This window comes from Pseudomaricurvus alkylphenolicus (genome assembly GCF_011683955.1).
Taxonomy (GTDB): Bacteria; Pseudomonadota; Gammaproteobacteria; order Pseudomonadales; family Cellvibrionaceae; genus Pseudomaricurvus; species Pseudomaricurvus alkylphenolicus.
In genome coordinates this window covers 427,983-446,168 of sequence record NZ_JAAQPI010000004.1, presented here as the reverse complement: position 1 = coordinate 446,168, position 18,186 = coordinate 427,983, and the positions used below count along the sequence as shown (strand labels likewise).

The 18,186-nt window shown below is 53.7% G+C and carries 12 protein-coding genes; 11 read left to right on the top strand and 1 reads right to left on the bottom strand.

Annotated elements, in window-relative coordinates; genetic code table 11:
• The first annotated feature begins 73 nt into the window (after positions 1 to 73).
• Genes HBA55_RS13625 through HBA55_RS13615 form a run of 3 tightly spaced genes read left to right on the top strand, consistent with a single transcriptional unit; the run spans position 74 to position 3,544 of the window.
• The gene (locus HBA55_RS13625) at positions 74 to 568 is read left to right on the top strand and encodes a (2Fe-2S)-binding protein (protein WP_166992023.1); all 495 of its coding nucleotides are present in this window, start codon (positions 74 to 76) and stop codon (positions 566 to 568) included.
• Between the two features lies 1 nt (position 569).
• Positions 570 to 2,867, top strand: a complete 2,298-nt coding sequence (locus tag HBA55_RS13620) for a xanthine dehydrogenase family protein molybdopterin-binding subunit (RefSeq protein WP_166992020.1) — start codon at positions 570 to 572, stop codon at positions 2,865 to 2,867.
• The gene (locus HBA55_RS13615) at positions 2,867 to 3,544 is read left to right on the top strand and encodes a hypothetical protein (RefSeq protein ID WP_166992017.1); all 678 of its coding nucleotides are present in this window, start codon (positions 2,867 to 2,869) and stop codon (positions 3,542 to 3,544) included. The genes HBA55_RS13620 and HBA55_RS13615 overlap by 1 nt, the downstream gene beginning before the upstream one ends.
• Positions 3,545 to 3,611: 67 nt before the next feature.
• On the opposite strand, the gene HBA55_RS13610 is transcribed toward HBA55_RS13615, so the two are convergent.
• On the bottom strand, positions 3,612 to 4,661 hold the full coding sequence (locus tag HBA55_RS13610; protein ID WP_240946057.1) for an AraC family transcriptional regulator: 1,050 nt from the start codon (positions 4,659 to 4,661) through the stop codon (positions 3,612 to 3,614).
• 316 nt (positions 4,662 to 4,977) lie between these two features.
• On the opposite strand from HBA55_RS13610, the gene HBA55_RS13605 reads away from it, so the two are divergent.
• From HBA55_RS13605 to HBA55_RS13570, 8 genes are all read left to right on the top strand, one after another.
• On the top strand, positions 4,978 to 6,804 hold the full coding sequence (locus tag HBA55_RS13605; RefSeq protein WP_166992011.1) for a DUF1302 domain-containing protein: 1,827 nt from the start codon (positions 4,978 to 4,980) through the stop codon (positions 6,802 to 6,804).
• A 40-nt stretch (positions 6,805 to 6,844) separates the two neighbouring features.
• A complete protein-coding gene (locus HBA55_RS13600) occupies positions 6,845 to 8,206 on the top strand; it encodes a DUF1329 domain-containing protein (RefSeq protein WP_166992008.1) in 1,362 nt (453 codons plus the stop codon).
• 136 nt (positions 8,207 to 8,342) lie between these two features.
• Positions 8,343 to 9,470 carry a WD40/YVTN/BNR-like repeat-containing protein gene (locus HBA55_RS13595; RefSeq protein ID WP_166992006.1) on the top strand — a complete coding sequence of 376 codons (1,128 nt, stop codon included), beginning with the start codon at positions 8,343 to 8,345 and terminating at the stop codon, positions 9,468 to 9,470.
• 24 nt (positions 9,471 to 9,494) lie between these two features.
• Positions 9,495 to 11,933: an efflux RND transporter permease subunit gene (locus tag HBA55_RS13590; RefSeq protein WP_166992003.1), complete on the top strand. Its 2,439-nt coding sequence runs from the start codon at positions 9,495 to 9,497 to the stop codon at positions 11,931 to 11,933.
• 22 nt (positions 11,934 to 11,955) lie between these two features.
• Entirely contained in the window at positions 11,956 to 13,437 is a 1,482-nt protein-coding gene (locus HBA55_RS13585) for a DUF3336 domain-containing protein (protein ID WP_166992000.1), read from the top strand.
• 2 nt (positions 13,438 to 13,439) lie between these two features.
• Positions 13,440 to 15,488 carry an SDR family oxidoreductase gene (locus HBA55_RS13580; RefSeq protein ID WP_166991997.1) on the top strand — a complete coding sequence of 683 codons (2,049 nt, stop codon included), beginning with the start codon at positions 13,440 to 13,442 and terminating at the stop codon, positions 15,486 to 15,488.
• Positions 15,489 to 15,517: 29 nt separating this feature from the next.
• Positions 15,518 to 16,873, top strand: coding sequence for a wax ester/triacylglycerol synthase family O-acyltransferase (locus HBA55_RS13575; protein ID WP_166991994.1), 1,356 nt, complete (start codon positions 15,518 to 15,520; stop codon positions 16,871 to 16,873).
• The gene (locus tag HBA55_RS13570; protein WP_166991990.1) at positions 16,870 to 18,036 is read left to right on the top strand and encodes an alpha/beta fold hydrolase; all 1,167 of its coding nucleotides are present in this window, start codon (positions 16,870 to 16,872) and stop codon (positions 18,034 to 18,036) included. Before HBA55_RS13575 ends, HBA55_RS13570 begins: the two co-directional genes overlap by 4 nt.
• Positions 18,037 to 18,186 lie beyond the last annotated feature (150 nt).

The following is an 18,186-nucleotide window of genomic DNA, read 5'->3' as shown; positions in this document are numbered from 1 at the left end:
TGTGGAGAGTGCCGCCTCTTCATTATCCTTCTCTCACTTAACAATCACACCCTCCTTTCGAAAGATGTCAGCCATGATTGAATTTAGATTGAATGGCAAGTTGGTCAAAACTGCTGCCAGTAAAGATACCCCGTTACTCTGGATTATTCGTGACGAGTTTAAGCTTAAAGGTACCAAGTTCGGTTGCGGTATCGCCATGTGCGGTGCCTGTACCGTGCATGTGGATGGCAATGCCATACGCTCTTGTTCATATCCCCTGGAGTTGGCACAGGGTGCCGAGATCACTACTATCGAAGGCCTTAACAACACCCACCCCATGCAAAAAGCCTGGGTCGAAGAGCAGGTGCCACAGTGCGGTTACTGCCAATCCGGCCAAATTATGCAGGCGGCAACCTTGCTCAGTTACAACCCCAATCCCTCCGATGAGGATATTGTTAACCACATGAGTTCCAATCTATGTCGCTGTATGGCATACAAACGCATTCACAAAGCTGTAAAGCGTGCAGCCAACGATAATGCCGTGGCAGTTTATGACCCTGCAGGCCACCAAGATTCTCTGGAGGCTTGATATGACATCCATCAAACAGGCTCGCTATCAGTCCGCCAATGTGTCGCGGCGTAATTTCCTGATTGGTTCCGTGGGCGCTTCTGTCATGATGGCGTTTGCGCCTTCGGCTCTTGCTGCCACGGCTACGGCGCAGCAGTCCCTGGCGGACAAAGTGTTTTCCCCCACCATCTGGTTCGAAATCGATGCCACTGGCAAGGTCCTGATCAATATCGCCAAGGCGGAAATGGGACAACACGTAGGCACCGCACTGGCTCGTATCATAGCGGATGAGCTGGGTGCTGACTGGGAGCAGATGGAAATTCGCCATGTAGACACAGATCCCAAGTGGGGTTACATGATCACCGGCGGTTCCTGGTCGATCTTCACGTCTTACAAGCCGTTGTCTCAAGCCGGCGCTGCGGGCCGCATGGCCTTGATTGAAGCAGGTGCTGAACTGGCCGGTGTCGAAGCCTCAGACTGTGACACGGAAGGCGGTTGCGTGGTGACTCCAAAGGGTCGACTCCAATTTTCAGAGATAGTGCAAAAGGGGCACTTTAACCGCAACTTTTCCCAGGAGGAAATGGCCAAATTACCTCTGAAATCAAAGTCTGCACACAAACTGATTGGGAAAGACTTTAAGGCCTTGGACATTCCCGCCAAAACCAATGGTAGTGCGAAGTACGGTATCGACGTCGAAATTGATGGCATGATATACGCACGCCCGATCCTGCCACCGACGCGTTATCGCAGCAAGGTAGTGTCTGTGAATGACAGCGGTGCGAAATCCTTGCCGGGTTATCTGGGTTTTGAGATTCTGGAAGACCCCAGCGACACCCTTCAGGGTTGGGTATCGGTTCTGGCTCGGGACTATCCTACGGCCATCAAGGCGGCAGACGTTATCTCGGTCAATTACCAGGCGGGGTCCAGAGCCGATATCAATGAGCAGCAAATACTGTCGGAGGGCGAGCGACAAGTCAACGAAACTTCAGAGGGGGTACTATTTGTTGACGAGGGTAATGTTGATCGCGCGAAACAAGATGCCAGTAATCATTTGAGTGCAATCTATCGCACCAATACGGCTCTGCACTTCGCGTTGGAGCCCATGAATACGACCGCGGAGTTAAAGCAAGGTATTTGGCATATTCATGCAGGTAACCAGTGGCAGTCACTGACACTTCCGGTATTGGCCAAGGCGCTGCAGGTGGACGAAGACAGGATTGTGATGCACCAGTATTACCTGGGTGGCGGTTTTGGTCGTCGGCTCTACGGAGACTATATGATCCCGGCGGCACTGACAGCCAAGCAAACCGGCAAGCCCGTAAAGTTGATTTTCACCCGCGCCGATGATTCCCGTTTTGACCAAGTGCGTTCACCATCGGTTTCCGGATTTGAAGCCAGTCTGAATGACAATGCACTGACCGGTTTAAACACGGCCCATTCTTCGGGTTGGCCGACTCTGGACATGGCGCCAGGTTTTATGCCCGAGAGCCTGGACAAAAAGGGCAAGTTCGATCCTTTCTCCGCCAGTGGCGCCGATCATTGGTACAGCATGCCGAATCACCGGGCGCGGGTGATCAACAATACTCTGGCGCAAGAGACATTCCTGCCGGGTTGGCTGCGATCGGTGGGACAGGGTTGGATTGTCTGGGGGCTGGAATCCTTTATCGACGAGATCGCTCACAAAACTGGGCGTGACCCGATTGAATTCCGTTTGTCTATGCTGGATGGAAAAGGCAAACAAGCGGGCAAGGCACCGGAGAGTGTCGGTGGTGCCCTGCGTTTGAAAAACACACTGGATGTACTAAAGCAGCGCATTGGTTATGGCAATAAACTACCGATAAATGAAGGCGTTGGCGTTGCCGTTACCGCTGGACAGGAGCGCACCATGCCCGCCTGGATCGCCACGGCGGCGCATGTGCATGTAAATCGACAGACGGGCAAAATCACGGTCAAAAAAATCACCATGGTTGTCGATGCAGGGTTGATCGTGCATCCCGATGGTGCGCTTGCTCAGCTGGAGGGTAGCGCCTTTTGGGGTGTCAGTCTGGCGCTGAACGAATTTACCGAGTTCGAAAAGGGGCAGGTCAAAGACGTCAACCTCAACAGTTACTTGCCTTTGCGAATGAACGAGATTCCGGAGCTGGATATTCATTTTGTCGAAAGTGAAGAGGTACCGACCGGACTGGGTGAACCCGGTGTGATTGGCATCGGCCCCGCGATAGGCAACGCGGTCTATCAGGCCGTTGGTGTGCGACTGCGTGATTTGCCGATGAAAGCCCAGCATGTGCTGAATGGTCTGACGGCGGAGGTGACATCCTGATGAACAGATTACTTATGCTACTGTTAGTGGCAGTAGGCGCATTGATCGGCAATGGTGCCACGGCCGATGCCTATCAGGTGTTTAAGAACGAGGCTTCTCCTGAAAACGCCTTTCGATATTTACACCAGGTGGCCACACATCCCCGTTGCGCCAATTGTCACGGTCAGGAAATTGATGGCGTTCACCGACCCACGGTCGGTGATGACCGACGTCGGCACCCCATGAACATCAGTGCGGCCAACAATCTGCAGCTGATGTTCGCCAACTTTCAGTTTCAACCCGTGCCGAAATCCGATAAACCGGTTAACTGCCGCAGCTGTCATCAAACAAAAAATGGCAGTGCCCCCGGTATGCCACCGGGGGCCGCCAACAATTTGATGCCGGGCTTTGTTTGGCACATGCCGCCCGCCACTATGGTTGTTCCGGTGGGGATCGAGCCTCATGAACTTTGCGAAAACTGGCTCAATCCGGCCAAAAACAGCTTTCTGGCGTTTCGCGGCAGCCGTAATGATATGAAAACCTTCAAAAAGGAATTCGTGCACCATGTGCACGATGACCCTCTGATTCGCTGGGCCTGGCAGCCGGGGCCGGGCAGAAGCTCAGCGCCGGGAACCCATAAGGATTTTGTAATGGCAATGAAAATCTGGATTCAGGGTGGGGCGCCCTGTCCAGATTAATGAATATTTCGACATGGATCAAAAACAAGGTTTTTTGAACCATGCCCATTTTTGGAACCGCCACAAACTAATCCACTGTGTCGGTCTCAAATCCACCCCTTCTGAATCTGGCAGGCGAAAACCCGGTCCAGGACTTAAAAGCGCGAATAAATGCCGCCGGCTCTGAATAACCTATACGGATTGCCACCTCTTCAATGGTCAAATCCGGATCGTTCAGGGCACGCATGGCAACGTCGCGTTTTACCCGAGACTTTATGCTGTTGTAGCTGGTTCCCTCCTTGGCCAGGCGGCGGCGAATGGTTTGAGGGCCCAGGTCCAATAACGCTGAGACTTCTTGCAGGTTGGCGATGACGTTTCTGGTTGTGTACTGTTGCTTGATTAACTTTCTTATCACCCGGCTGGTTTCTCCCTGTACGTCCTGGGGCAGAAAGAGATCCAACGGTGCGCGCTGGTAATAGGCTTCGGCATCGGTTTCGTTTTGAATCACGGGTAGATCCAGGTAGTGCCTGTCAAAGACAAGGCGATTGATGTCACCGTGATATTTGACGACGGCGCCGTAATAGATATGCTTGTATTCCCGTCGATAGAGGCGGGGTTCGTGGTCCAGCTCGAGACTGTCCACTACAATCAACTCATCGCAAAGCCAATTGGATAGGCGGTGGATGATGGCGATGATCATGTCTACGGCGACGTTATTGCGAAAGCGGACGCCGGAATTGCGTACCAGATGAATTTCTGAAAACTGTTGTCTGTTTACTAATTTTGTTTTCAAATCCGGCAAGAAAAGATTGTTGAATTCAAAGAAACGCTGAAGGGCCTCCCCCAGGGTGGGCTGCTGTACGGCATTTAATATCGCCATGCGAAAATATCCCACGGGCAGTGGTCTGCTCAGCAGACCCATATACTCATCACCCATCAAAAATCCACATCGACGAATCAGCTTAACTGCATTGGCAACCGGTACTCTTCCCTGTCGAGTAATAAATCTATCCGGTTTTATATCGCAACGTTGTAAAAGGGAATCAATGTCCACATTTGATTCTCTCGCAGTGGAAAGAAGGTCTGAGAGGATCGCTGTACGGATTCCGATGTCTTGCTTGTCTTGGCCGGATTTCATTGCAATGGCATTCAAGTTAATGAGCGGGGATGTCGAGGTGTAACATTTTATCAATTGTTCCTGGTTGCTCATATCATAGTCAAGCAGGGTCTGATTCCACTAAAGTGGCACCGAGCGTTTTGCTTGATAACCATTATAAGAATATCAGAGAACAAATAGCTACGACATTCTAGAGAGGTTAGTTTGATGATTCGATGGCAGCCTTCCAAACAATTCACAGTGATGCAGTTCTCTCTGCAGTAGTAGCAGTTGGCCTCCCCATGGGAGGCACTTTTTCCAAAAATTCACCAAAAATAGAGCTTCTCCGGGGAGAGATATGAATAAATGCCTTATGGCAATGGCGGCTTTTTCGGCTGCCTGTGCCAACGTCAATGCCTTTCAATTCGATACGTCCAGTGACTGGGAAATACGTTGGGATAACACTGTCAAACTGAACCTGATGTCGCGGGTCGCCTCCCAGGATGAAGATGTGTATACCCCTCGCGCGGGTGCTGCCTGGTATCTGGCAGATGATTCCGATCTGTCGGTGGATCGTTCTGGCCTGGGTTTGATCAGTACACGAGTTGATGTTCTGTCCGAGTTCGATGTTATTTTCAAAGACAATTTCGGATTCCGAATCAGCGCATCCGGGTGGTACGATCATCAGTACAAAGATTCTGATCACCCCGTCGATCGCAGCTTGTCGTGGGCGTCTGCTAGCGTTTCTCCGGGGGAGTACTCCGATGCAGCACAGGATCTTCACCATTCCGATGCCGAGATTCTGGATGCCTTCTTCTTTGGCAGCTGGGATATTGGGGAGAGTTCGCTGGGCCTGCGTGCCGGCCGTCATACTATCTATTGGGGGAACAGCCTGCTGGCCACGGGAGCTATTGCAGGCGTTGGTGGAGCCATGGCCGCGTTGGATTTCTCCAAGTCCCTCTCCGTTCCTGGCAGTGAAGCCAAAGAGTTGTTTATTCCTTCCGCGAAACTGTCCGGGGTGTGGCAGCTGTCTGACAATATCACTCTCAACGCCTATTACAGCTTCGAACACCAGCGCTATCGCATGCCGGAAACGGGCACCTTTTTTAGCCCGGCTGAAGGCCTGACAGAAGACAGCGAGTTTATCACCGTCACGCCCGGTAGTCCGTTTGCCGTGGGAATGCGAATGCGCAACGACAAAACCGAGAGTGACGAGTGGGGAATCAATCTTCAGTACTACATTGAGCGATGGGGGCTGGAGACTTCCTTTATCTATCTGAACTACGTCGACAAAAATCTACACGGCCTGCACGCGGGATTTGATACCGGCCAGTTGGCCGCGGTTCAGGCTCAGGCGGGCAACCCGGTGGCGGGTGCCCTGTTGCAGGGCTGGGCAGGTGGCTGTTCAGCCGGTGTACTGCAGCCTTGCCCACCCAACGCGCCGGAGATCAATGTTGAAGCGGGCAATATTGTGACCGGCCAGGCCGGATGGATTTTCAAAGACGATATTGACTTGTTCGCGATTTCCCTGGCAAAAGAAATCAACGGTATCAGCGTCGGCGCGGATATAGTTCTACGCAAGAACGCTCCTATCGCCCCGGATCTTGCCAACTCACTGAGACGCTTTTACGGTGCGCCGACCCCCTTTGTTGATAGTATCGAAGGCGCCCTTGGTCTCGGCCATATTCCCGGTAGCTACGACGACTACAATTCCGGAAACTTCCTTGGCGCCCAAGGTGATATCTGGTCAGTGGTCCTTAATGGCCTTGGTTTATTGAATGACAACGGTTTCTGGGAAGGTGGGTCCTATCTGCTGGAGGCGACCTTCCAGATGTTGGACGACTGCAATGCAAACTGTGGTCTGGTGGATCATCGTGTATACGAAAATCGAGTTGTCAGCACCATTGGCGCTGTATTCAAGCCTACCTGGTATCAAGTCTATCCAGGGTGGGACCTGAGCGTGCCCATGAGTCTTTCTTACACCATTGATGGTGAAAAAAGCCCCTTTTCTTTCGGTGGTGACGAGGAGCGCGGCAGTGCCAGTCTCGGAATTGTCCTCGATATCGATCAAACCTGGATCCTATCAGCGAGTTACAACGCTTTCTTTGGTCCGGTCAACGCCGGGTTGGGAGGACTCTTGAAAGATCGTGACAACTTGTCGCTGACTCTAAAGCGCTCGTTCTAAAAAACATAAACATATACGGCTGTATTGAGAGGTACTAACGATGATACAAAGAAGAATGTTGACGGCCCTGTGCCTGACCGGCGCCATGATCAGCGGCGCTATGGCTGCAGTTTCCACTGATCAGGCTTCGCGCCTGGGTAAGGACTTGACGCCCATGGGGGCGCAAGCATCAGGTAACGCCGACGGTTCTATCCCTCCATGGAATCCCAAAGGTTCGCCCATACCGGATAATTTTGTGGCGGGCTCCGACAACTATGTCAATGCCTATCCCGATGACAAAGTCCTGTTTACCATTGACCAGAATAATTACAAAGAACATGCCGACAATCTTACACAGGGCTCCCTGGCCATGTTTGAAAAATTGGGCGGCGATGGTTTCAGGATGCAGGTATATCCCAGTCGTCGTGACTTCGTAACGCCGGACTGGTTGTACGACAACACGCTGAAGAACGCTACCAACGCCACTTTGGAAGATAACGGACAACGTATCGCGAATTCTCTGCCTGGAGTACCCTTTCCAATCCCGGAAACAGGGTTGGAAGTGCTCTGGAATCACCTTACACGTTATCTGACTGATCACTCGGTCACCTACGACACCTACTATGTGAATGCCAATGGAAAGCCCATTTTGTCTACAACCGGTTATATGACTAACGTCTTCTCGATGTACAAAACTCCGAATAAGTTGATGGACGATACGCCCTGGTTGAAGTTACGACTCAACTACAAGGCTCCGACCCGACGGGCTGGCGAGATTCTGCTGGTGCATGAACCGGGTGCGGATTTTACCGAAGGCAAAGGCCGCAAGGCGTGGCAGTATTTGACCGGGCAGCGGCGCGTGCGTTTGGCACCGGCGGTTTCCTTCGATACACCCAATCCCGCCGTTGCCGGTACCTCTACCTATGACGATGCCTTTATTCTGAATGGGTCGCCTGAACGTTTCGATTGGAAACTGATTGGTAAGAAAGAGATGATGGTTCCCTACAATTGCTACGATTTCGTTTTCCAGACGGAAGTCAAAGATGCGCTGGGTGAAAAGTTTCTGGACCCGGAGCTGATTCGCTGGGAGAAACATCGTGTGTGGGTGGTGGAAGCGACACTCAAGGAAGGCAAGCGTCACCTCTATGCCAAGCGTCGTCTCTATATCGATGAGGACAGTTGGCAAGCACTGGCCGCCGAAAACTACGATGGACAGGGTGATTTGTGGCGCGTGCAGTTCGCCTATGGTGCCAACCTGTACGACATCAAGTCCAACTATCATTTCGCCTATGGAGCTTATGATTTACTCCAGGGTATTTATAACATCAACACCAAACCCGCTCCGGGTGGCTTCCGAACCGGTGTCAATCAGAACGCAAAGTACTTCACCGCCAAAGGCCTGGCCCGTGGTGGCGTGCGCTAAGCGCGCACCACTGGATATAACACAGGTCATTGGATTTGTAAGCAAGGCAATACCGAAACTTTGCTGAGGCTTTGTGCATTAACTGGCAGGTGCCGGTTAATGCATGTGAACCCAATTAGTAAACGGAAGCAGTGCTATGCCTCATACACGAACGTCTCATACACGAACGTCTCATACACGAACGTCAGATACGCGAGTCCTGATCGGAACCTTGATACTCTTGATGCTGGCGCCCTGGCAGGGGAGCTGGGCGAAGGATTTCGACGTTCTGAACTTGCCTGCCGTGCGCAGCGAAATTGCCACAGAGTCGCTGGTCTATTCAATCCGCAAGTTCCACGGACGCATTTACGCGACGGGTATTCAAGGCCACATCCTGTGGTCAGAGGACGACGGAGAAACCTGGACCCAGGCTCAGGTGCCGGTTCGCAGCAGCATTCTCGATATTCATTTTCCTACTCCGGACAAAGGCTGGGCGGTGGGCCACGAAGGGTTGATTCTACACTCCGTCGATGCTGGTAAAACCTGGGAAAAACAATATGACGGTCTGCGTTATGGTACTGAGGGATTGGCCTATTATCAAAAGCTGGCGCTTCAATACCCGCGGGACCCGTACTATAGCTATCTGGTGGAGGAGATGCAGTTTGCCATTGAGCAGGGAGCCGACAAGCCTTTGTTCAAGGTATATTTTCACAGCGATACCCACGGCCATGCCTTTGGTGCCTACGGGATGCTGCTGCGTACTCGGGACGGAGGACAAAACTGGGAACATGTGCTCCATGCCACCGAAAATGACTCGTTTTATCACTTGTTCGACTTTGCTCCTTTACCAGAGCCAGGCCGCTTCTTCATTGCCGGTGAAGCGGGTTTGTTGATGATCGGAGACAGTAACCGTCGCAAGGCGGTACGTGTAGAGAATGTGCCCTGGGAGGGCAGTTTCTTTACCAGCGTGGCGGCAGCCGACGGGCGTATTGTGCTGGGTGGGCTGCGTGGTCGCCTGTTCAGTACCGCCGATGAGGGCAAGAGCTGGTCTGAGGCTCAGAAACCCGCGTCCAGTTCACTGGTGGATTCTGTACGTCTGGCGGACGGCCGTCTCGTGTTTGCCGGTATGGCAGGGGACCTCCTGGTCAGTAGCGATCACGGCACATCTTTCAGCCGCCTGCCGATCAGCAGTGGCACGAGGGTTTATACCCTGGCCGAAGGACCGTCCGGCACTTTGCTGGTGGGTGGGCCCGACGGCATCCACAAGCTGACACTTCCACAGTAAGATTCAATCATCCGAGAAGCTATCATGGCGCATGCATCAGAGTCAGATCTGCCGATTATTTCGGATCTGAACAAGTTCGATTTTAACTCCGGAACCTGGCTGGAGAAACTGGTTTTCAACAATCGTGGAATAGTGATGGCCCTGTGTGGGTTGGTCACAGTCTTTCTCGGTTTTTACGCGACACAGATTGATCTCAGGGCCGGCTTTGAGAAAACCCTGCCCAAGGCGCACCAATACGTTGTCAACTATCAGGAGAACCGCGACGATCTCAAGGGGTTGGGCAACAACTTGCGGGTAGTTGTGGCGGTGGACGAGGGGACGCTGTTTACCCGAGAGAACCTCAAATTCCTTGAGCAGGTGAACGACGCCATTTTCTATATTCCCGGTGTTGACCGCAACGGCATGAAATCCCTGTTTACCCCCAACACTCGCTGGAGGGTGGTCACGGAGCAGGGCTTTGAGGGGGGGCCGGTTATTCCCGGAGATTTCGATGGTTCAGAGCGGTCCATTGCAGAAGTCAAACGCAATATCCTGCGCGCGGGAATCGGCGGCGATCTGGTTGCAAATAATGAGAAGTCCGCCGCCATTATTGTTCCTCTGTTGGAGATTAATCCTGAAACTGGAGAGCGTCTTGACTACGCCCGGCTGAGTGAAAAACTGGAGGAAATTCGCAAAACCTTTACAGAGAATGATACCAATCGATCCATCCACATTATCGGTTTTGCCAAGCTGATCGGTGATTTGATCGATGGCCTGATGGCGGTTATGGGTTTCTTTGCCCTAGCGGTGATTATCGCCACCGTATTGCTAAACGGTTATACCCGCTGCCTGCGTTCCACCGTTATGGTGATCGCCTGCACTTTGGTCGCCGTGGTATGGCAGTTGGGTATTCTCGCGCTGTTGGGATTTGAGCTGGACCCGTTTTCCATTCTGGTGCCATTTTTGGTGTTCGCCATTGGCGTGTCTCACGGTGCCCAGAAACTCAATGGTGTACTACAGGACATCGGGCGGGGTGCGCACCCGTACGTTGCCGCCCGCTATACCTTCCGCCGTCTGTTTATTGCCGGAGTGACCGCGCTCTTGTCTGACGGCGTTGGTTTTGCGGTGCTGATGATCATTCAGATTCAGGTGATCCAGGATCTGGCCATTACCGCGAGTATTGGCGTTGTGGTGCTGATTTTTACCAACCTGATTCTGATTCCCATTGTATTGTCATACACCGGTGTCGGGCGCAAGAGTGTTATTCGCGCCCAGCGTCCCCCCAAGAGCCAGCAGGATATGCATTGGCTATGGCGCTTTCTGTTGCTGTTTACACGCCGGGGGCCGGCCGCCATGGCTATTGCCGTGAGTGTGGTGCTGGCCGTGATTGGGCTGGTGGTTGCCCAGGACTTGCAGATCGGTGATCTCGACAAGGGCGCTCCAGAACTGCGCCCGGACTCCCGTTACAACCGGGATGTGGCCTTTATGATTGAAAACTATTCTGTGAGTACAGACGTGTTTGCAGTAATCGTCAAGACCGCTGCCGATGGTTGCATTGATCACGAAGGATTGAGTCTGGCCAATGAGTTGGAATGGCGTCTGCGTCAAGTGGAAGGTGTGGAAGACGTCCGTGGCCTTAACGTGCGGACCCGCGAAATCATGATGGGGATCAATGAGGGCTTTCCCAAGTGGCAATCACTGTTCCGCAACCAGGACACCATGAACTATGCCATCAGTGAACTGGTGACTCTTGAATATGTTGACCCGGCCTGTTCGATCTGGCCGATGCAAGTTTATCTCGCTGACCACAAAGCGGCGACACTGACCCGGGTGGTGGAAACCCTGGAACAATTCAAGGCGGACTGGGGTGGCGTCGATAAGATCGAATTCCTTGGGGCTGCGGGCAGTTCCGGGTTCGAGGCTGCCACTAATATCGTCGTGAAGAAGGCCAACCACGAGATGTTGTTCTATGTCTATGGCGCCGTCATTGTGCTGTGCCTGCTGACGTTTCGTTCGGTGCCCGGCGTGGTGTGCGCGGTTTTACCGCTGATGCTGACGTCGATACTTTGCGAGGCACTGATGGTATGGCTGGGCATGGGCGTCAAGGTCGCAACCCTGCCGGTCATCGCCCTGGGTGTGGGTATCGGTGTGGACTACGCCCTCTATGTTCTGACCGTGATCCTCGCCAAGGAAAAACAGGGCAAGGACCTGACTACAGCCTATTACGAGACTCTGAACTTTACCGGCCGGGTGGTGGCCCTGATCGGAGTCACGCTGGCGGCCGGAGTCATCACCTGGGCCATGTCGCCGATCAAATTTCAGGCGGACATGGGCATCCTGCTGACCTTTATGTTCATTTGGAATATGTTTGGGGCGCTGATTCTGATGCCGGCTCTGGCAACGTTTCTGGTTAAGTCCAAGCCAGGTAAAGCTCCGGAAGAATCCGCAGCTACGCTGGTTCCTGCAGAACAGAATGGACGCTAAGGTGGGACGTCAGGTGTTATCTATGTTTTCAACCAAGCTTCATAAGCCTGAGATCGCCATGCGTCAGGCATCCTGCTACGAAGAGTGGCAACAGGCCGCCATTGCCCATGATGCGGCGAGCGGCAACCAGCGCTGGAAACGAATGGACCAGTCGAAACATTTTGACTACCGTTCGATCCGGCTGCGTCTCGATCAGCTGCGGCAATTGCGTGCTCGCCAGGATTACCCTGGCCTGCTGTTTGTGCTTAACGAGGGTATTCACGGCAACGTCGACGGTATGGGCAGCCCGCTGCTATACCAGCGGGCCAAATTCGGCACCAAGCAGTTGATCGAGGATTACGTTAGCGAGATCACTGAATCCCTGGAGCTACTGGCCGGCCAGGACCACGACAATATTGGTCGCGAGGAGAAACTGGACTTCTTTCACCGGGCGCAGCACTGCTTTGGACGGTCTGCGTTGATGTTCAGCGGTTCGGGGATGTTGGCCTATTTCCATATTGGGGTCGCCAAAGCCTTGTGGCAGCAGCAACTGCTGCCGGATATTCTATCGGGCTCCAGTGGTGGTTCCATTATCGGCAGTATTCTGGCAACCCACAGCGACGAGGAATTACAGCGGGTATTCAGCGCGGAAAACCTGGTTTATGAACTTGACGCCACGAAGTCCCACAAGGGCATCTTGCGTCGGTTGGGACCAAAGTTGATGCAGGTCGATGACATCCGCTCCATGATAGAACGCCTTGTTCCGGATATGACTTTTCAGGAAGCCTGGGAAAAGACCGGACGCTGGATGAATATTTCCATTGCCCCTGCGGAAACGCACCAGACATCACGTTTGTTAAATGCGATTACCACACCGAATGTACTCATGCGCGAGGGAATTCTTGCCTCCTGCGCGCTTCCAGGTGTGTATCCATCCGTCACCTTAATGGCGAAGGACAAGCACGGTGAGAAAAAGCAGTACCTGCCCTCTCGTCGCTGGGTGGACGGTGCTATCAGTGATGACTTGCCTGCGAAACGGTTGGCCCGCCTCTATGGTGTTAATCACTATATTGCCAGCCAGACCAACCCCTATGTGATTCCGTTTATCAGTGACAGCAAGCGCAGTCGCCGTAGCAGCGCGGCGATCAAGAGAGCGGCCTACAAAACCGCGAAAGAGTGGTTAAACGCCTCGGCTACGGTTGTTCACCGGCCCCTGGCCAGGCACCCCCGTGTCAGCCGCGTCACCAATACTGCACTGGCGATTCTCAATCAGAATTACATCGGCGATATTAATCTATTGCCGCCTTTTCGATTTCGCAATCCCGGTCGCTTGCTGGCAGCACTCTCCAGGGAAGAGATCCACGATCTCATCGATATGGGCGAACGTTCCGCCTGGCCAAAAATTGAAATGATTCGGGTGCAGACCCGTATCAGCAGAACATTGAACCGAATTGTCCGGGACTACGAACAAACAGGGCACTCCGAACCCACAGATAACGACTTAACATACTCACAGGAGGCGTAAACATGAATTATTTCGTCACAGGGTTGACAGGTTTCATCGGCAATCAATTGCTGCAAAACCTCTGTCGACGTGAGGGTACAATCTACGCCCTGGTACGACCTGGATCGGAAGGCAAGATCAAGGATCTGCGTCACAAACTTAATATTCCCGACCAAAAACTGGTTATTGTCGAGGGAAATCTGTCGGAGCCTTTGTGCGGTGTAGAACCGCATGTGCTGGCGCAGATAAGGGGAGGCGTTGACGGCTTTTACCATCTTGGCGCTATCTATAGTCTGACGGCGGATGCCGATTCCCAGAGAGCCGCGAATGTCAATGGCACGCGCGAGGCGATCCGTTTGGCGGAAGCACTGGACGCCCGTTGCTTTCATCATGTCAGCTCGATTGTCGCGGCTGGTTTTTATCAGGGAACATTCACCGAGGATATGTTTGACGAAGCGGTGGACGTGGAAAGGAACGCGTACTTTCATACCAAGCACCTGGCGGAAGGCCTGGTTCGGCACAAGTGTCACATACCCTGGAGAATATACCGTCCTGGAGCTGTGGTGGGGCACTCGGTCAGTGGCTGGATCAACAAGGTGGACGGCCCCTACTATTTCTTTCCGCTATTGGACAAAATTTCAGAGGTGCTGCCACGGTGGTTTCCGCTGCCCAAATACCAGGGTAATCAGCTCAACATCGTGCCCGTGGATTTCGTCGCCGATGCCCTCGACCATATCAGCCATCAACCGGACCTCGACGGTAAATGTTTCCACTTGACGGACCCCGATCCACTTTTGTTGGGTGACTTGCTTAATGAGTTCCTGAAAGCTGCCAAAGGTCCGCTGATGAAGCTGGACCTGCCGCTGGATCGTGCCATGGATTTCCTGCCGGCGGGAGCTCGTTCCCTGGCGGGCAACAGGAAGGTGTTCGAGCGGGTCAAGGAGCAGGTCGCCGAGAATCTCAATATACCCAAGGAGGTTCTTTTAACCGAGAGCCTGAATACCCAATATGATTGCAGCAATACCCTGCAGGCGCTGGAAGGCAGTGGCATTGAAGTCCCGGCATTAAAAACCTACGCGGCTCGACTGTGGCACTATTGGGACCAGCACCTGCACCCCGACCACAATTTGCCGCGCAGTATCGAGGACGCCGTAGCTGGACGAACGGTGTTGATCACAGGCGGTTCAGAGGGAATTGGCAAGCAGGTGGGAGTAGACTGCGCAGTGGCCGGTGCCAGGGTTATCCTGGTGGCTCGGACACAGTCGAAGCTGGACGCCGCCGTGGAGGAGATCCGTGCCGCTGGAGGTGATGCTCACAGCTACTCCTGCGATCTGTCTGATCTCGAAGCTTGTGACCGGATGATTGATCAGGTGTTGTCTGATCACGGTCATGTTGATGTGCTGGTCAACAACGCCGGTCGTTCCATCCGCCGATCTCTATCGCTGACCTATGAGCGCTTTCACGATTTCGAGCGGGTCATGCAAATCAACTATTTTTCAGCCATCAGGCTGGCGATGAGACTTCTGCCCTCCATGGCGGAAAGAGAACAGGGCCATATTGTCAATGTCTCCAGCATCGCTGCACTGACTCGGGGTACGCCCAGGTTTTCATCCTACGTGGCGTCCAAAAGTGCCTTGGATGCCTGGTCTGATTCGGCCGGGGTGGAGTATCGCCATAAGAACATCGCATTCACCAATATTCATATGCCATTAGTCAGGACCGGTATGATTGAAGCCACTACATCATACCGCAATGTCCAGACACTGACGCCGGAGCAGGCTTCGGAGCTGGTGTGCGAGGCGATGGTCGACAGACCGATGGAAGTGAATACCCTGACTGGAAACATCACTCGCCTGCTCGGTACCCTGGCGCCAGAGTTGCACAAACTGGTGTTTGCCACGGTATACCAGTTGACCGATGATTCCGCCGCCGCCAAAGACAGTGCCAAGCACTCGTCGACCGCTGATCTCTCAAGTGTTGCCCAGCAGGCGGTTGATGCCCTCAGCTCACTGGATCTGGATGCCGAAACCCTGGAGGGTATATCGGAGCTGCTAAAAGGTCATCACACCTGATCCACGTCAATTCACAAGGGAGAGAGCGAATGCAACTGTCTATCGCCGATACCGCCTGGCTGGCCATGGAGACGGAAGATACGCCGATGCACGTCGGCGTGCTGGCCGTATTTCGAAAGCCGGACAATGCCGCAGCAGACTATGTCAGCCAGTTGGTCGAACAATTGGGTTGCCGTCGGGATTGGGTGGCACCTTGGAATTGCCGCTTGCGCCATCCGGGTCTGTCAGCATGGAATACACGCCTGATCGAGGATCGTAACGTCGAACCCGGATACCACCTGCGCCGCTCGGCGTTGCCGCATCCAGGCGGTGAACTTGAGCTGGGTCGTATGGTCTCCCACCTGCACAGCGTCGCCCTGGATCGGCGGCGACCATTGTGGGAACTGCACATTATCGAGGGACTGGCGCACGAACGCTTTGCGTTCTACCTGAAAATACACCATCTGCTGATCGGAGATGTGAATGCCATCCCCCTGTTGATGGAACATCTGTCCAACAGCGCTGATATAACAGATGTGCAACCGCCATGGACGCAACCGATTGCTAACGCCAAGCCCACGTCAGGTGGGATTGGGCTGAATTCTCTGACCGGCCTGGGCAAGGCCGGCGTCGGGTTATTGCGCACCAGTGTGTCACGGCAGGAGCCAGGCAGCTTCGTTGCTCCCGGCGGTGTCCCGAGGTCCACGCTCAACCGCAGGATCAATCATCAGAGGCGCGTTGCCACCCAGCAGTTTCCCAGCCGCCGTATCGCCAGTCTTGCCCGCGCCACCGACAGTACCGTCAACGAATTGTTGACCTACCTCTGCGGCAGTGTTTTGCGTCGTTTCTTCAAGGAGTATAACGCTTTACCTGATGAGTCTCTGGTCGGGGTAGTACCGGTATCTTTGCAGGAACGCAGTGAACGGGTGCCAGGCAATGCCATCGCGGGTATCCGGGTGGCTTTGGGGACTCACATTGGTGATCCTATAAAGCGTTTACAGGCGGTTAAACTGTCGATAGCCCAGGCGCGCGCGGATCGTCAGTCGCTGCCCGAAGGCTCGGTGGTGCCCTACGTAATGTTGCGTTCGGCGCCGCTGTTCGCAAGTCAGACACCCGTTGTGGGTCGTATGATTCCGCCCCTGTTTAACCTGAGAGTGTCCAGCACTGAATCCTGTGAGGAGCCGCGTTATATCATGGGTTCTCGGCTGGAGGCCGTGTATCCCCTGAGTCAATTGCTTCAATACAGTGCCCTGAGCATCGATTGTGTCAGCTATGCCGGACGACTCAATATTGGTTTTACCGGCGCCCGTGATACCTTGCCGCGACTGCAGCGCATGGCGGTATATTTTGGACAGATGCTGGCCGATCTGGAAGAGCTGGTGGAATCGGAGGAGGGTGTTGCATGAAACAATTAACGTCGCTGGCACTGGCCCGCACGCTGGAACTCAATCAACGCTTGGCCCGTACTGCGGCAAATGGAGCGGATTGGGTGCTCAAGCGCGATACGCTGATTCAGTCGGGGCGTACCTGGTTTGAGCTGGTGCACGATGGTGAACTCATGTCGGTGCGCTACTACGCACTGCCGGATGAGGAAAGCATAGCACTGGCCGATGGCAGTGAAATGCCCATTGAGAGAAACCAGTTTGATATTCCCCTGGTGTTGGTGCCGCCGCTTGCCATTACTTCCGAAAGTTTTGATCTGTTACCGCGGCGAAGTCTGGTGCGCTATATGGCGGCGGCCGGGTTCAAAGTTTATATGGTGGATTGGGGCAAACCCACAAAGGAACATGACCACCTGAACATGGAGGACTACGCCGATCGCATGTTGGGTACCGCGCTGGAAAAGATTCGCCAGCATTCGGGTAGTGATGAGCTGTCTCTGATGGGATGGTGTATGGGAGGTTTGTTCTGTTTGTTGCACCAGGGACTCAAACTGGATCCGACAATACGCAATATGATTACTGTCGCCAGTCCCATCGATATGGATGGCAACGGCGGTGTGGTGGCAGCAGCAGCAGGGGTCGCGCAAGCCCTGGACGCACCGGCCCAACTGGTACGCAACTTTACCAATTTGCGTATTAACACGCTGGATCCTGCTCGTCTCTCTCTCCCCGACTGGGCCACCACGGCGCTCTTTAAACTCACCGATCCGATCAGTAGTGTCACTACCTATTGGGATTTGGTAACCAACCTGTGGGATCGGGAATTTGTGAAAGTCCATTCCACAACCTCGGATTACTTGAACAACCTGTTACGTTATCCGGGGGGCGTGGTGAAGGATATGGCTGGGGGCCTGCTGGTGGACAATCAGTTTGCCAGTGGCAAAGTCCAGGTGGGAGATCAAGTGGCACAACTGGATAGAATCAGGTCAAACCTGCTGGTTTTCGCCGGCGAGACCGATAATCTGGTGTCCCCGGAAGTGGCTGCCAAGGGTGTGGAATTGGTGGCCTCGGAGGACAAGGAGTTTCGCACTGTGCCTGGTGGGCATATGGGGGTGATCATCGGCGGTAAGGCGCAGGACAGTGTTTGGAAACAGACGGTGGAATGGCTGGCGTCGCGCTCTGGTTAAGGCTCTGTCGCATTTTTCCCTTCGTGATCGTCATGATTTCGATACGGCCTATGCGGATGATGTGGTGCTGGGTTGTACTGTGCAAGTGTGCTGGATAGTTTGATAAAGAATGCCGGCGAAGAGATGCTGAAGTAGAGAGAGGAGAACCAA

Excerpts from the sequence above, each read along its gene's own strand:
- HBA55_RS13625 (WP_166992023.1), top strand. The coding sequence starts at position 74 with ATGATTGAATTTAGATTGAATGGCAAGTTGGTCAAAACTGCTGCCAGT.
- HBA55_RS13620 (WP_166992020.1), top strand. The coding sequence starts at position 570 with ATGACATCCATCAAACAGGCTCGCTATCAGTCCGCCAATGTGTCGCGG.
- HBA55_RS13615 (WP_166992017.1), top strand. The coding sequence starts at position 2,867 with ATGAACAGATTACTTATGCTACTGTTAGTGGCAGTAGGCGCATTGATC.
- HBA55_RS13610 (WP_240946057.1), bottom strand. The coding sequence starts at position 4,661 with ATGAAATCCGGCCAAGACAAGCAAGACATCGGAATCCGTACAGCGATC.
- HBA55_RS13605 (WP_166992011.1), top strand. The coding sequence starts at position 4,978 with ATGAATAAATGCCTTATGGCAATGGCGGCTTTTTCGGCTGCCTGTGCC.
- HBA55_RS13600 (WP_166992008.1), top strand. The coding sequence starts at position 6,845 with ATGATACAAAGAAGAATGTTGACGGCCCTGTGCCTGACCGGCGCCATG.
- HBA55_RS13595 (WP_166992006.1), top strand. The coding sequence starts at position 8,343 with ATGCCTCATACACGAACGTCTCATACACGAACGTCTCATACACGAACG.
- HBA55_RS13590 (WP_166992003.1), top strand. The coding sequence starts at position 9,495 with ATGGCGCATGCATCAGAGTCAGATCTGCCGATTATTTCGGATCTGAAC.
- HBA55_RS13585 (WP_166992000.1), top strand. The coding sequence starts at position 11,956 with ATGTTTTCAACCAAGCTTCATAAGCCTGAGATCGCCATGCGTCAGGCA.
- HBA55_RS13580 (WP_166991997.1), top strand. The coding sequence starts at position 13,440 with ATGAATTATTTCGTCACAGGGTTGACAGGTTTCATCGGCAATCAATTG.
- HBA55_RS13575 (WP_166991994.1), top strand. The coding sequence starts at position 15,518 with ATGCAACTGTCTATCGCCGATACCGCCTGGCTGGCCATGGAGACGGAA.
- HBA55_RS13570 (WP_166991990.1), top strand. The coding sequence starts at position 16,870 with ATGAAACAATTAACGTCGCTGGCACTGGCCCGCACGCTGGAACTCAAT.